The sequence below is a fragment of the Dyadobacter sp. CY261 genome (assembly GCF_021440085.1).
GTDB lineage: Bacteria > Bacteroidota > Bacteroidia > Cytophagales > Spirosomataceae > Dyadobacter.
The window spans coordinates 231,089-244,782 of record NZ_JAKCPW010000006.1 but is presented as its reverse complement, the minus strand read 5'-3'; the positions used below and the strand labels follow the sequence as shown (position 1 = coordinate 244,782).

At 46.3% G+C, this 13,694-nt stretch carries 13 protein-coding genes; 10 read left to right on the top strand and 3 right to left on the bottom strand.

All coding sequences use genetic code 11. The features are described 5' to 3' along the window. Positions 1 to 6: 6 nt before the first annotated feature. Positions 7 to 1,221, bottom strand: a complete 1,215-nt coding sequence (locus tag LZD49_RS18310) for a site-specific integrase (RefSeq protein ID WP_234669024.1) — start codon at positions 1,219 to 1,221, stop codon at positions 7 to 9. A 302-nt stretch (positions 1,222 to 1,523) separates the two neighbouring features. Here LZD49_RS18310 and LZD49_RS18305 point away from each other — a divergent pair, with 302 nt between their 5' ends. Continuing rightward, complete coding sequence (locus tag LZD49_RS18305) at positions 1,524 to 1,808, top strand: hypothetical protein (RefSeq protein WP_234669023.1); 285 nt, start codon at positions 1,524 to 1,526, stop codon at positions 1,806 to 1,808. Between the two features lie 74 nt (positions 1,809 to 1,882). Then, entirely contained in the window at positions 1,883 to 3,022 is a 1,140-nt protein-coding gene (locus tag LZD49_RS18300; protein WP_234669022.1) for a TlpA disulfide reductase family protein, read from the top strand. Positions 3,023 to 3,090: 68 nt separating this feature from the next. On the opposite strand, the gene LZD49_RS18295 is transcribed toward LZD49_RS18300, so the two are convergent. Further along, positions 3,091 to 4,248 (bottom strand): Gfo/Idh/MocA family protein, encoded by a 1,158-nt coding sequence (locus tag LZD49_RS18295; protein ID WP_234669021.1) that lies wholly within the window; start codon positions 4,246 to 4,248, stop codon positions 3,091 to 3,093. Positions 4,249 to 4,371: 123 nt separating this feature from the next. Between LZD49_RS18295 and LZD49_RS18290 the strand changes: the two genes are divergently transcribed. The 8 genes from LZD49_RS18290 (at position 4,372) to LZD49_RS18255 (ending at position 13,083) form a co-directional block, all read left to right on the top strand. Then, a complete protein-coding gene (locus tag LZD49_RS18290) occupies positions 4,372 to 6,471 on the top strand; it encodes a bi-domain-containing oxidoreductase (RefSeq protein WP_234669020.1) in 2,100 nt (699 codons plus the stop codon). Further along, on the top strand, positions 6,468 to 8,369 hold the full coding sequence (locus tag LZD49_RS18285) for an alginate lyase family protein (RefSeq protein WP_310590494.1): 1,902 nt from the start codon (positions 6,468 to 6,470) through the stop codon (positions 8,367 to 8,369). The genes LZD49_RS18290 and LZD49_RS18285 overlap by 4 nt, the downstream gene beginning before the upstream one ends. Before the next feature lie 47 nt (positions 8,370 to 8,416). After that, entirely contained in the window at positions 8,417 to 9,658 is a 1,242-nt protein-coding gene (locus LZD49_RS18280) for a glycosyltransferase family 4 protein (protein WP_234669019.1), read from the top strand. A gap of 75 nt (positions 9,659 to 9,733) precedes the next feature. Continuing rightward, a complete protein-coding gene (locus LZD49_RS18275) occupies positions 9,734 to 10,354 on the top strand; it encodes a thioredoxin family protein (protein ID WP_234669018.1) in 621 nt (206 codons plus the stop codon). A 62-nt stretch (positions 10,355 to 10,416) separates the two neighbouring features. Then, complete coding sequence (locus LZD49_RS18270) at positions 10,417 to 11,748, top strand: 4Fe-4S binding protein (protein ID WP_234669017.1); 1,332 nt, start codon at positions 10,417 to 10,419, stop codon at positions 11,746 to 11,748. Positions 11,749 to 11,754: 6 nt separating this feature from the next. Further along, on the top strand, positions 11,755 to 12,276 hold the full coding sequence (locus tag LZD49_RS18265) for an NADH-quinone oxidoreductase subunit J (protein WP_234669016.1): 522 nt from the start codon (positions 11,755 to 11,757) through the stop codon (positions 12,274 to 12,276). Continuing rightward, complete coding sequence (nuoK, locus tag LZD49_RS18260) at positions 12,273 to 12,584, top strand: NADH-quinone oxidoreductase subunit NuoK (RefSeq protein ID WP_255721068.1); 312 nt, start codon at positions 12,273 to 12,275, stop codon at positions 12,582 to 12,584. Before LZD49_RS18265 ends, nuoK begins: the two co-directional genes overlap by 4 nt. A gap of 52 nt (positions 12,585 to 12,636) precedes the next feature. Further along, the gene (locus LZD49_RS18255; RefSeq protein ID WP_234669015.1) at positions 12,637 to 13,083 is read left to right on the top strand and encodes a DMT family transporter; all 447 of its coding nucleotides are present in this window, start codon (positions 12,637 to 12,639) and stop codon (positions 13,081 to 13,083) included. 55 nt (positions 13,084 to 13,138) lie between these two features. On the opposite strand, the gene LZD49_RS18250 is transcribed toward LZD49_RS18255, so the two are convergent. Next, positions 13,139 to 13,645 carry a DUF6265 family protein gene (locus LZD49_RS18250; RefSeq protein ID WP_234669014.1) on the bottom strand — a complete coding sequence of 169 codons (507 nt, stop codon included), beginning with the start codon at positions 13,643 to 13,645 and terminating at the stop codon, positions 13,139 to 13,141. Positions 13,646 to 13,694: the final 49 nt, after the last annotated feature.

The following is a 13,694-nucleotide window of genomic DNA, read 5'->3' as shown; positions in this document are numbered from 1 at the left end:
TTGTCTTTATGTTAGGATTTTCTCGTTGTAATCATCAAGAACATTTGCTGGAAGAGCTTTTAGATAGATTTCAGTGGTCTTCAAACTAGAATGGCCAAGCATGGTGCTAATCGCGGTTAATGGAACGTCGCGCAGCATTGCTTGCGTCGCAAATGAGTGTCTGCTCACATAACTTGTCAATTTAGATTCTATTCCGCACAATGACGCCAGGTCTTTTAGCTTTTGGTTATACCGTTTGCGAGCCCATTGAATATCTTTTTCACGAAGAGCGGGTGTAGATCGCTTCAAGATGGGAAACACAAACTCAGAATCTGGATTTTGCTCAATGTAGTACGTCAATATGCTTTCGAGCAGGGGGGTGATCTTTATGTCATAAACCTTCCGGGTCTTTTTCCGTCGATATCTAACCCGCCCATTCCCTATATCTTCCTTTCCCAAATAGGCCATATCCGCAAAGTTCATTCCATACATCATGTAGCTTGCAACGAAATAATTGCGTGTGTTGAAGCAAGGGTGATCGGTGGGGAGATCGAGTGAGATAATTCGTTTTAGTAAATCGCCGTCCAAAGCACGCTTCTCAGTCGGCGAGCTTTTGATTTTGTACTCATCAAATGGATATTGGTCTTTTTCGGCAATGCCGAACTTAATGGCTTTGTTAAAAATTGCACGGATCGCCCTCATGTACACCGACAAACCATTCAGGCCGTTACCTTTACTTTTGTGGTGAATTTCGAACCTCGAAAGGAAGTCGTACGTAATCTCCCGGAATAGTAAGTCCTTTCCTTGTCGGTAGTCTTTTAAAACACTGACCAATCCTTTGTAGGATCTTGCCGTGCCGATTTGGTGGGTTTTGATTAGGTCGTCAACACATTGGTTTGCGAATTGAAAAAACGAGTCATGAGCCTCTTTCTTCGTAATTCTGCCTTTAAGCGAGGTAATGGAAAGTGTCTGAAGAACTCCGGCTTCATGCAGTTTAAAAATGACGTCCATCGCATCGGCTTTGGTCTTTTCGATTTGGTTGTTCAGCCTGGTAACCGAGGTTACACCTTTGTAGCTCCTCTTAATTGAGCGCTTTTTGGAATCCCAGTCGGCTTCATTAACGCTGATGCCAAGTGGTATGCCCGTAGTTTGTCCATTATGGCCAAGTCGCAGAATGATCGGAAACGTTCCATCATTTTTTTCTCGGCGAGTATCCAGGGAGATTACGACGTTCGTTTTCATAAATGCAAATCTAAATGTTTGCACAATATTTGCACAAAAATTTCGAATTATTGTGATTCTTTTTGTTGAAATATTATTTATAACATCCTGATAATCAATTTATATAAAACTGTATCGATACATATCGATACGGAAATCTGCTGCCTTACAAGCAGAGGGTCGGGGGTTCGAATCCCTCAACTCCCACAAAAAGCATCGAGAAATCGATGCTTTTTTCGTTTTATTCCGTCCCTAAGGCAACCTGGCATTGCTATCTTCTTCATTTGACGTGTTCCTATTTTATCACCTTAATCTTCGAAGAAATGACACATCTCGAAATGTTCCTCGTAAAAAGCCAATGGCTTATTACCCAACAAAATAACCATATCATCCGCCAGAACCTGAACCTGAGCTCCGCATTAAATAGTATCATGACTACATTGTCCCATATCTCTACCGGCAATGGTACAGGAATTACCGATACGATCGAGGAGCATGTTCGAAGTGTAGAAGCTAGCACTCGGTTGGATATGGAAAGCTGGTCGGCATTGTCGGACGAGATGCTAAAACTGGCCAGATTGATGGATTTATTGGAAAAGAGAAATTAAATTTCATATAAAGTTATATTATATATAAATCTTGCTGTATTTTAGGAAACGAATGTTTACTAAATGCTATGGCTATGAAAATTTACGCACTGCTGGTAATTGACGTTTTGATGCCGCTGTTCCTGTTATGGGGCTGTACCCATGACAGGGCAAGGACAATTACCGGGGATTTGAAAAGTGCGGATACGTTCCTTGAAGGCCGCAAAGTCTATCTCAAAAATTGGGAGACAAGGTTGTTTGTAGATTCGAGCCGGGTCACCAATGGCAAGTTCAGTTTTGATAAAGCGGCGGACACCTCGGGATTTCCGTTCCGCGCCAGTATTTATTATGAAACCGGAGACTCGTCATGGCCACACCGTATTATTGGTTTTCGGAATCCGATCCACAAGAATTATGGGGAAAGTGCATTCTATGCAGAGCCTGGCAAGATGGAGCTTGTATTGGACACCATCATAAAACGAAATCGGGGCGAAGAAGTAATTTTTATAATTGAGGAGTTAGGCAAACAAACGTTGGTTAGTTTCCAGCATCCCCGGCTCAAAGTCGGCCAGACACCTGAGGATTTAAAATACAACAAATCGGTCATTACCCGTTATCCTTCATCGATTGAGTTATTGGAAACATTGTACGCCAATAGATCCCATATAGATACCGCACAATTGAGGAGCTTGATTTCGCTGTTCTCTCCTGCATTAAGCACACATACCGCCTACATAAAGACCATCGGTTACCTGAATGCCGAAGATCAGGCAAACGCAGGATTTCCGAAGATAAAGCTGAAAACCCCGACGGGTAGCTTCATTACCGGTATCAAGCAGAACAAGGCGCCTTATCATCTTGTCGTCTTCTGGGCAAGCTGGTGTGCGCCGTGTCGTAAAGAAATTCCTCAGCTCAAAAGACTTTTAAGAGGGAACGAACAAATGCTCGCCATTACCAGCATTTCGATAGATGAGAAAGAAGACCAGTGGCAAAAAGCCCTGGTAAGTGAAAAAATGCCGTGGGATCAGCTGCTTGTTGCTGACGCTTCATCAATAGCTAGGTTGGACAAAGAATATGATATTTCTGCAATCCCGGTTTGGATACTACTTGACTCGAAGGGAAAGCTGATCATGCGTCATATGGGTTATGAGGAAGGGAAAGATGGCGTTGATGGGCAGGTGGAATTACTGCTGTTAAGGCAATCTAATGCGGATGTTAAAAAAGGAGTAAAGTAAAAGAACAAAGGACCAGTAATGCAGCTGGCCTGAACTCTCCCCTTTACTCCTTTGATTAAAGCTTAAAATTATAACTGCACCGCGGCGCCGCTGTCCGCCGAGCGCAACCCGGCTTCCAGCACTTGAATAATTTTTAATCCATCCGCAAAGTCTGGTTTGATTGCAGTATTATTTTCGATTGCATCCAGAAAATCAACTACCGCATGTACGAATGCGTGCTCGTAGCCAATAATGTGTCCGGCGGGCCACCAGTTGCCGGCGTAAGGGTGGATAGATTCGGTCGCAAGTATGGTCCTGAACCCTTTTTCGCCATTCGTATCTTCATTCGAATAGTACTGTAACTCATTCATTCTTTCGAGATCGAAAACAAGACTACCTTTGCTACCGTAGATTTCGAAGTTGAGACGGTTTTTGCGGCCTGTTGCAAATCTTGTAGCCTCAAATGAGCCGATCGCCCCATTCTCGAATCTGACCATCATTAGTGCGGCGTCCTCGACAGTTACTTCGCCCATTTCGTCGCCTTTGGATGCGCCGGAAAGGCTACCTGTGGCGGTTTCATCGGCAATGGGGCGCTCTTTGATAAAATTGGAGGTTAGTGCTGAAACGGAAACAATGTCTCCGACCAGGAAATGAGCGAGGTCTACCGCATGCGAGTTGAGGTCCCATTGCGGGCCGGCCTTGGCTGTTTCTTTTTTGAGCTGCCAGGTAAGCGGGAACGAGGGGTCAACGATCCAATCCTGCTGGTAGGCGCAACGCCAATGGAAAATGCGGCCGATTTTGCCTTCGTCGATCATTTTTTTAGCTAACGACACGGCAGGGGTTCTCCGGTAATTATGGTTGAGGTAATGCTTCACACCGTTTTCCTGGCATGCTTTCAACATTTCGGCTGCCTGCCTGCTGTCCATCGAAAGCGGTTTCTCACAGAAAATATGCTTGCCGGCCTTTGCCGCGGCTAATGCTACCTCATAATGCAGGTTTTGTGGCAATGCGATGTCGATAATGTCGATGTCGCGTCGGTTGACGAGTTTCTGCCAGTCGGTTTCTGTTTCTTCCCAACCCCAGTTATCAGCAAATTCTGAAAGCGATTCCTGGTGACGACCACAAGCAACTTTCAGGACGGGGACTGATGGCGTATCGAAAAACAGCGGGGCTTTTTTCCAGGCATTGCTATGCGCCCGACCCATAAACTTGTAACCTACTATGCCGACATTCAGCTTCTTTTTCATTCGGATATTCATTGATAAGGATTGTATGCTAATTAGGTTTTGCCAAAAGTATCAAATCTTGTTCATTACGCTTATTACTGAGTTCCAGGGTCTGATATTTACTCGAATAGCACACTACATTCCATGAAACAGCTTGTCCAGAATCTCCGGAGCGGGGAGACATTACTATTGGAGGTCCCCGTACCGCTTGCCCGAAAGGGCTGCCTGCTCATCAAAAGTCATAAAAGCCTTGTTTCAACAGGCACCGAACGAATGCTGATCGAATTCAGCAGGGCCAATTTTTTGCTCAAGGCCAGACAACAGCCGCAAAGACTCCGTCTCGTTTTAGATAAAATTAAAACCGACGGGCTCTGGAAAACGACCCGCACCGTGCTTCGGCGGCTGGATCAGTTGATGCCGCTGGGGTATTGCAATGTCGGGGAAATTGTGGCCATAGGTGAAGGCGTGGAGGGTTTTGTGATCGGCGACCGGGTGATCAGCAATGGGCCGCATGCTGAAATGGTTTGCGTTCCCGTGAATCTGGTGGCTAAAATTCCGGCTTCGGTGCCCGATGACGAGGCGGCCTTTACGGTGTTGGGTGCAGTTGGTTTGCATGGTGTGCGACTATTGGTGCCCGCATTAGGCGAAAAGGTTGCAGTGATCGGATTAGGATTGATCGGTTTAATGGCTATCGACCTGCTTCGTGCGCAAGGATGCGAGGTAATTGGTGTGGAACCTGATAAAGGCAGACGTGGAATTGCCAGGCAGAAAGGCATCCCGGTCATACATCCGCAGAACGGTGACGATCGGTTGTTTCTGGACCGGTTTGGTGCGGTGGATGGTGTGATTATCAGTGCTTATACCAGATCCAATGATGTTATTTCAATGGCTTCGGCGATTTGCCGGAAACGAGCAAAAATAGTGCTGATCGGAGATGTTCCCTTGTATTTGAGCCGGGCCGATTTTTATCAGAAAGAGCTGACATTTCAGGTTTCCTGTTCTTATGGACCGGGGCGCTACGATCATAATTATGAAGAAAACGGCTCAGATTATCCGCTGCCTTACGTTCGCTGGACGGAAAACCGCAATTTTCAGGAAATCCTTCGGTTGTTGGCTACCGGGGCTTTGAACGTCAAAAATCTGGTAACGGACGTCATTCCATTGACCGACTGTGAGCGAATCTATGAGGGGATGAATACATCGCTTGGTATTTTGATCGACTATGACGTGAAATGCGAAATTGATGCGACTATCGTTGCGAATAGCAGCAACCCGCCCTCACATCAAAAGATAGTTGTGGCGATCATCGGTGCCGGAAACTTTGTGCGAATGACATTATTGCCCTGCCTTCAAGGGAAGTATATTAAATATATCTCAAGTTCGAGCGGTTTAACAGCCTCAGAGTTGGCTTCTAAGCATGGCATTCCGTATGCAACGAGCAATTATCATGTAGTTTTGGAAGATGATGATGTCAACTTGGTCATCATCGCAACCCGGCATGACAGCCATGCCAAAATTGCCGCGGAGGCATTAAGGGCGGGAAAACACGTATTTGTAGAAAAACCGCTAAGTATTGACGCTAATGGAGTGGTAGCCGTCAAATCGGCGCTTCATGAAGCAGAACGCCCGGTTTCTATCACCGTGGGGTTTAATAGAAGACACGCTCCGCAGGTGGTAAAGATGCGCGAACTTTTGGGCGATGCGCCAATGAATGTGGTCATTACGGTAAATGCGGGCCACATTCCCGGACATGCCTGGGTACATGACAGCGCCCGGGGCGGAGGGAGGTTGATCGGAGAGGCCTGTCATTTTATTGATCTGATCGCGTGGATAACCCGAAGCAAGGTGGCCGAGGTGTGCACAAACGCGTTGAGAGCTGACGATCGTATGAGTTCTGGAAATGCGACTGTTATGCTGCGTCTCGCCAATGGGTCCACGGGAGTAGTACATTATTTTTCGAACGGGCATACTAGTTATCCAAAGGAGCGCATTGAAGTGCATTCGCTCGGAAGGACGTTGGTTTTAGATGACTTTAAAGTGCTTAAGGGATATGGTTTTCCAGGATTTGATAGGCTAAAATCATCGGCTGGTAAGGGGCATCAAGAACAGTTCGGTGCGTTGTTCGAGTGTATTGCAAATCAATATAGTCCTTTAATGCCTCCCGAAGCAATATGGAATTCAAGCCAGGCAACTCTGGCGGCGCGCGATAGTTTGTGGACGGGCGGTTGGATCAAGGTATCATGAAACTGCGGGAGTATTTGCATTTGCTATGGCACATTGGGCGCCAGATGGGATGGCGTTACGTACTTTTCAGGGCGGGGTATTGGCTGCAAGGGAAAACGGGTATTTTGAGATTACGCTTCCCTCAGAAAGCAACCGATCGTTCGTTCGCAAGTCTGCACGATTGGCGTGAAACAGGATCGGTGTTTTTCTTTGACCCCGAAAAGCTGGAAATGCGTAGAAATTCTCCTTTGAAACAGCTAAGATGGCGTGTCGATCAGATAAAAGCAGGACGGTTTCGGTATTTCAGCGGACAATGGTTTCAAATATCTGACTGGCATACCAATCCGTTGACCGGCTTTGTTTACGATAGGCGTGAGCATTGGTCTGGTATAAACGATTTTTCCCGCGAGGCAGGCGATATCAAATTCGTTTGGGAAAAATCAAGATTTACATTTCTCTATGACCTCATCCGTTATGACTTTCATTTCTCCGACGATCAATCCGCACAGGTTTTTGATTTGATAACGGATTGGATCGATAAGAATCCTGTCAATTGCGGGCCCAACTGGAAATGCAGCCAGGAAATCTCGCTGCGGGTGTTGAATTGGGTATTTGCATTACATTATTACCGCTTTTCGGCGACATTAAGTCAGCCGCTTTTGGATAAAATGTTCTGCAGCATTTACGATCAAATGCGGCATGTGGCGGCAAATATCCGTTTTTCGGAGATTGCGGTAAGGAACAATCATGTATTAACAGAGGCATTGGGGCTGTATGTGGTTGGTTTAATGTTCCCACAATTTCCGGGAAGTAGTAAATGGCGAGCGCGCGGGAAAAGCCTTTTTGAAACAGAAATCGCTTCACAAATTTCGGCTGACGGCACCTATATTCAATTTTCGATGAATTATCATCGGGTTGTGATTCAATTGCTAACCTGGGGAATTCGGTTGGCGGAACTGAATGACGATCCGATGCCTAATGCGGTTCATTCTGGCGCAAAGGCTTCTTTGGAGTTTCTTAGAGTCTGTCAAAACAATGAGAATGGGCATCTTCCTAACTATGGTCACAATGATGGCGCAGTGTTTTTCCCGTTATCAGAATGCGGTTTCAGGGATTTCCGTCCGCAGATGGCAGCACTTGGCAATGTGTTGGGGATCGATTTAGATTATCGAAAGGAAAATTGGAGCGAAGAATCGGAATGGTTGACTGGGAATCGATCCCGACCGGCACCCCGGGTTAAGCTCAGCCTTCTACACGAAGGTTCTTTTTCCAAAGACGGTTATCACATAATCCTTGATGTCGGCACACTGACCTTTCTACGCTGCGGAAACTATTATAGTCGGCCTTTTCAGGCGGATCTCAATCATCTCGACATTTGGATTAATGGACGAAATATTTTGCGCGATGCCGGAACCTGGCTTTATAATGCTGACGAAGAATCCATACGCTATTTTTCCGGCACTCGCTCTCATAACACAGTCATGATCGATCATTTTGACCAGATGCAAAAAGGCAACCGTTTCATATGGATGCATTGGATCAAAGAAGCAAAAGGAGAAGTGGGGATCGCAGGTGATGAACTTTGGATTGAAGCTGAATTTGAGGGGTTTCGACATGTTGGAAAAGGTATTGTGCATCGACGTCGGGTGGTCAAAAAGAAAAATCGGCTGCATTGGCTCGTTGAAGATGATGTTTTGAATGCGCCCAAAGGAATGCGGATTCGGCAGTTGTGGCATCCGGATGAAAAATTTCGGGAAGATTTCCGGATCTCTTCTACTGACGAAAATGGCAATGACCTTTCGATGATCATAGAAAAAGGTTGGTATTCGGAGAATTATGGTTTAAAAACAGAATGCAATGTGCTGGTCTTTGAAAATTATGGATGTTGTATCCGGACGTTAATCGAAAGTAAGGTGTGACCAATCTAAGATTGTTGCGTATAAACTGAGAACTCAGACGAAATCACATGCACATCCTCCTCATCCACCAATTTTTCCTCGAAGACAACGCCGGCGGTGGTTCGCGGTGGAATGAGATGGCGCGGATCTGGGTAGCTGAGGGGCATTCGGTTACGGTGATCACCGGAGACGTTCACTACATGCAGGAAAAATCCGGAACTAAGCCTGCCAGACGCTTCGTGGTAAGTCAAAATAAGGACAACGTTCGGGTCATTCGTTGCCGGGTTTCGAGAGGTTATCACCGCAATTCGCTGGGGCGTTTTTGGGGATATATTTCCTTTGCATTAGCGGCGGTTTTCGCTGGATTTCGGTTTGCAGCGGCAAATTATCGATATATTATTGTGTCCTCGCCACCCCTTTTTACCGGTATTCCGGGATTTGTTCTGGCAAAATGGAAACGTATTCCTTTGGTTCTGGAAATAAGAGACCTATGGCCTGAGTCGGCGATCGAAATGGGTGTTTTGCAAAATAAATGGTTGATCAGGCTTTCCTATTGGTTTGAAAAACTTCTTTTTCGTCATGCTAGGCTGATTAACGTCCTTACGCCAGCCTTTCGCGAAAAATTGATTTCCGACAAATGTGTAGAGCCGGATAAGTTAGTGTTAATCCCGAATGCCGCAGATTTTCATTGGGGCGAAAGAGCCCTGCACAATGCGCGCCTTTGTATGTTGCGTGAGAAGCACGGGTTAAATGGAAAGTTTGTGGTTATCTATGTGGGCGCGCATGGCCTGGCCAATGATTTGATCCAACTCATTGAAGCTGCGGCTCTGCTTGCAGACACGGAAGCTCATTTTCTGCTAATAGGTGACGGAATGCAAAAGAAGATGCTGGTGAAGGAGGTGGAGGGCAGATCGTTAACAAATGTATCTTTCCTGGATACCATTCCGAAGGAGAAAATTTTCGAATACATTGTAATGGCCGATATCGGTGTAGCGGTGCTGAAAAAAACGGAGGTCTTTAAAACGGTTTACAGCAACAAGACCTTTGATTACTTTTCCTGCCGAAAACCTGTATTAATGGCTATTGACGGTGTTTCCCGCGAATTAGTGGAGCAATCTGATGCAGGACTTTTCGTGGAACCTGAAAATCCGACGGATCTGGCCGGTAAGGTCCGATTCTATATGCAAAATCAGGAGCTTGTACGAAAGCAGGGAGAAAACGGTTATCGTTTCGCAAGAACCCATTTTGATAGGGAAGAATTGGCGAGAAAATTTCTTAAAGCCCTAGAAAATCATGTGGGTCAAGAGTGAGGATCGATGCGATTTGAGATGGTAAAAAGTGAACTGAAAGTGCCTACGGAGGGTTTTCTAATAAATGAAATTACAATGAAAAACGTAGCAAACCTGTTCCCATTGTCAGTGACAGAAGGGGCATATTCATATTCCGATTACATGCATTTAATGGAAAAAGTTGTGTTGGAAAACAGGACAACCGGCCCGAAGCAATCCGAAGATTTGAATCATTACACCCGCCTGAATCTGACGAGAATGCAGCGGCTCAATAAAAAAACGGTCATTCAGGATTCGTTGAAAGAAGCTGTGGATCAGGTCGACACACCGCAAACCTGGTATATACTTACCGAAGCATGGTGTGGCGACGCGGCACAAAATATCCCTACCATTGTGGCAGCTTCGCTTTCCAATCCGTTGATTACTGTCAAATTCCTGCTCCGGGATGAAAATCCTGAATTGATGGATGCCTACTTGACTAATGGCGGGCGGTCTATCCCTAAATTGATCGCTGTGGACGAAGGTTATAACGAACTTTTCAGCTGGGGACCGCGCCCGGCAGGTGCGCAGGCGCTTCTGAAGGAATATAAAGCTAATCCGGTAAAGCCTTACAGCGAATTTTCCGAGGATATCCAACGCTGGTACATTGCCGATAAAACCGAATCGATTCAGCGGGAATTACGGGAGGTTTTGGAAGCTGTATATGTGGAAAAGTGAGTTTTTGAACCGTTTACTCTATATTTGTCATAGGGTAAACGTAATACCAACGAACAGGGATTTTGTCAGAATACTTTAAAAACATATCCGACGGCATCAGCACCACCTTCACAGGTATGCGGCTCACGCTACGACACCTGTGGAATGCGCGTAAAAGCCGTAAGCCTGGGGATATCCGTTCGTCCAATTTTTACGATCAGCAGGATGGCATCGTAACCATTCAGTATCCGTTGGAAACTATTCCCATTCCGGATAATGGCAGGTATCGTTTGCATAATGAGATGGACGATTGCATTGTCTGCGACAAATGTGCAAAGGTATGTCCAGTGGACTGCATCGATATCGAGCCTATTAAAGCGGTGGAGGATGTGGGGCGAGCCTCAGATGGCTCGCCAATCCGCTTGTATGCGGCCAAATTCGATATCGATATGGCTAAATGCTGCTATTGCGGCCTTTGCACTACCGTATGCCCGACGGAGTGTCTCACAATGACCAAGACATTCGATTATAGTGAGCTGGATGTGCGGGATATGGTTTACAATTATTCCAACCTCACATCCGGGCAGGCAGACGAGAAACGAGCGTTGCTGGAACAGTTCCAGAAAGAGAAAGAGGCGTTAAAGGCCACAAAGGCAGCCCCGGCTTCCGCCGCGGTTGCTCCTAGTACCGACGCACCGGCAAGACCTGTTTTCAAACCTACAATTAAGCCAAAACCTGTCGAAGAGCCGGCGGCAAAAGAAGAGTCAGCGCAAACTACCGAATCAGTTAAACCTGCTGTTAAGCCGGCATTTAAACCGGTGATGAAGCCAAAAAAAATTGAGGAGGAGCCAACCATAACCGATTCGGAAGCTATTGAAAAGCCCGCTGCGGCGAAGCCGGTTTTCCGTCCGACATTAGAACCAAAGGTTGTTGCGAAGGAAAATGCAGAGAAACCTGTTACCGAAATGCCCGCCGAGCCGGTTGAGAAGCCTGCTGCTAAGGCTCCGTTCCGTCCTTCAATGAAGCCGAAGGTAGTTTCGGAAGAAAATGTAGAAAAGCCTGTTACCGAAACGCCCCTTGGGCCGGTTGAAAAGCCTGTTGCCAAAGCGCCGTTCCGTCCCTCAATGAAGCCAAAAGTGGTTGTGGATGAAAATGTAGAGAAGCCCGTGCTGGAAGGGTCTGTCGATCCTGTTGAGAAACCAGTAGCCGCTAAGCCTGCATTCCGTCCAACAATGAAGCCGAAAGCAGTCTCGGATGAAAATGTGGACAAGCCTGTTTCAGAAACACCAGTTTCAGAGACGCCAATTGAGGTGGTCGAAAAGCCTGCTGTCGAGCCTGCCGCTATTGAACCTGTTGAAATGCCAGCTGCCAAACCAGCGTTCCGTCCGACGATGAAACCAAAACCCAAGGAATAAGCGTAGATGGAAGCAATTATATTTTACATATTTTCTGCATTGACGCTCGCGGCAGGCCTTTTTATACTTTTTTCGAAAAACCTGATTTACGGCGCATTCGCATTGTTTCTTGCATTCCTTGGTGTAGCTGCGCTGTACGTGCTCGCGGGGGCAGATTTCCTGGCCGTTTCGCAGATCATGATTTATGTAGGTGGTATTTTAGTACTGCTGATTTTCGGGATCATGCTCACGCAAAAAAAGGAAAAAAGCGATGATTCGACCCGCCATAATCGCGTGGAGGCACCTATTTCGCGGCAGGTGTGGGGTTCGCTGATTGGGACCGGATTCTTTATTTTAATGCTTAAAGTGATTCTCTCGTCTGATTTTAAAATGGCGGGAGAGGAGATGAGCAGCAAATCGACAATCAAAACGATCGGTGTGGCGCTGATGACAAGCCATTTGTTGCCTTTCGAAATAGCCGCTATCCTTTTGCTGGTGGCGCTGATTGGCGCGGCATATCTTGCGTTAAACCGAAATCCAAGCTCATGACAGGAATTCCCGTTCAATATTATCTGATCGTCGCAGCTGCATTGTTTTGCATAGGACTGGCCATTTCTATTACGAAGCGGCATTTTATCGGCATGCTGCTAGGTATTGAACTGATGCTTAACGCAGTCAACATCAATCTGGTGGCATTTAGTCGGCATGATCCTGAACGGTTGAGTGGGCAACTCTTCGCACTTTTCGTCATTGTCGTTGCCGCGGCGGAGGTAACCGTCGCGCTGGGGATTATCCTGCGTGTGTATGGCCGTTTCAAAACCGTGGATCCCGACAAGGTAAGCGACCTGAAGCAGTAGCACGATCGGGAGGAATGCCTTAACTTCGTGTAAAAAATCACCGTCCTTCCGCATGAACTGGATTTTCCTGATCTTTGCCTTTCTCATTGGCATCAGCAATGCCGTCCAATCGGGCGTGAACACGCAGCTCCGCGAGTCGATCAATAACCCCATTCTCGCGGCGATGACCTCTTTTTTAGTAGGTCTATTAGTACTGAGCATTGCCTTTGCCTGCTTTAATCAAAATCCAGTCCCTTCTCTGGCCGATCTTAAACAGGTTTCATGGACGCGGTTCATGGGAGGCGTGCTGGGGGCATTTTATGTAATTACAGTTATTTTTATCGTCCGTAATATTGGTCCGGCCAATATGATGTGTCTAGTGATAGCAGGACAAATGGTGACCGTAATGACTATCGACCATTTTGGTTTACAGGGTTTTGCAGTACATCAAATGAACTTGCCACGTATCCTGGGCACAGTGCTGCTCGTCGGTGGAGTTTACCTGATTCTAAAAAACTGAGCATAAAAAAACAGCAACCCGGGTGGATTGCTGTCTGCTGGATATTTTTCTGAAATCAAGGAATTTTATTAAAAATAAACAGGTCTACAAAGCTCCATTTATCGTTTTCCTTCTTTCCACGTTGAATTACAAGTTGGGTGGCGGAACGTCTTTCATAAATGATACGCACAGATGCATCATCTTTTTCAAATAACGCCTGATTCGTTTTTGCCTCGATAAAATTGTAACGGTCGGCTACGTCCTTTTCTTCCAGTGATATCATTCCGGGTTTGAAATGCTTTACCATCGCAACCGGGCCTTTTTCAGTTTGTTCAAATGCGAAAAGCTCATACAGAGCAGGTTTGTCGTCTTTGATCATCCGAATAAAGCCGACGATGTTGTTGCCTTTCGGAGCGGTCCATGAAGCTTCAATAGGGCCGCCATTATAAGTCCCCAGCCATCGGCCGTCGAGGAAGGCAATGTCGTTCAAGGTGCCTTGTGCTTGCGACAGAGTTGCTGTCAGGATCAGCGCAAACGCGGAAACAGCCTTTTTAATGAATTGGATAGTGTTAAATCGGGTCATGAGATTAGGTTGTGAATTGAGCTGGCAAATTAATAGAAATGTCGCACAA

What these genes read in the sequence shown, in the direction of transcription:
- LZD49_RS18285 (WP_310590494.1), top strand. Translation starts at nt 6,468, where the DNA reads ATGAAACTGCGGGAGTATTTGCATTTGCTATGGCACATTGGGCGCCAG.
- LZD49_RS18280 (WP_234669019.1), top strand. Translation starts at nt 8,417, where the DNA reads ATGCACATCCTCCTCATCCACCAATTTTTCCTCGAAGACAACGCCGGC.
- LZD49_RS18310 (WP_234669024.1), bottom strand. Translation starts at nt 1,221, where the DNA reads ATGAAAACGAACGTCGTAATCTCCCTGGATACTCGCCGAGAAAAAAAT.
- LZD49_RS18305 (WP_234669023.1), top strand. Translation starts at nt 1,524, where the DNA reads ATGACACATCTCGAAATGTTCCTCGTAAAAAGCCAATGGCTTATTACC.
- LZD49_RS18250 (WP_234669014.1), bottom strand. Translation starts at nt 13,645, where the DNA reads ATGACCCGATTTAACACTATCCAATTCATTAAAAAGGCTGTTTCCGCG.
- LZD49_RS18265 (WP_234669016.1), top strand. Translation starts at nt 11,755, where the DNA reads ATGGAAGCAATTATATTTTACATATTTTCTGCATTGACGCTCGCGGCA.
- LZD49_RS18275 (WP_234669018.1), top strand. Translation starts at nt 9,734, where the DNA reads ATGAAAAACGTAGCAAACCTGTTCCCATTGTCAGTGACAGAAGGGGCA.
- LZD49_RS18255 (WP_234669015.1), top strand. Translation starts at nt 12,637, where the DNA reads ATGAACTGGATTTTCCTGATCTTTGCCTTTCTCATTGGCATCAGCAAT.
- LZD49_RS18290 (WP_234669020.1), top strand. Translation starts at nt 4,372, where the DNA reads ATGAAACAGCTTGTCCAGAATCTCCGGAGCGGGGAGACATTACTATTG.
- nuoK (WP_255721068.1), top strand. Translation starts at nt 12,273, where the DNA reads ATGACAGGAATTCCCGTTCAATATTATCTGATCGTCGCAGCTGCATTG.
- LZD49_RS18295 (WP_234669021.1), bottom strand. Translation starts at nt 4,248, where the DNA reads ATGAAAAAGAAGCTGAATGTCGGCATAGTAGGTTACAAGTTTATGGGT.
- LZD49_RS18300 (WP_234669022.1), top strand. Translation starts at nt 1,883, where the DNA reads ATGAAAATTTACGCACTGCTGGTAATTGACGTTTTGATGCCGCTGTTC.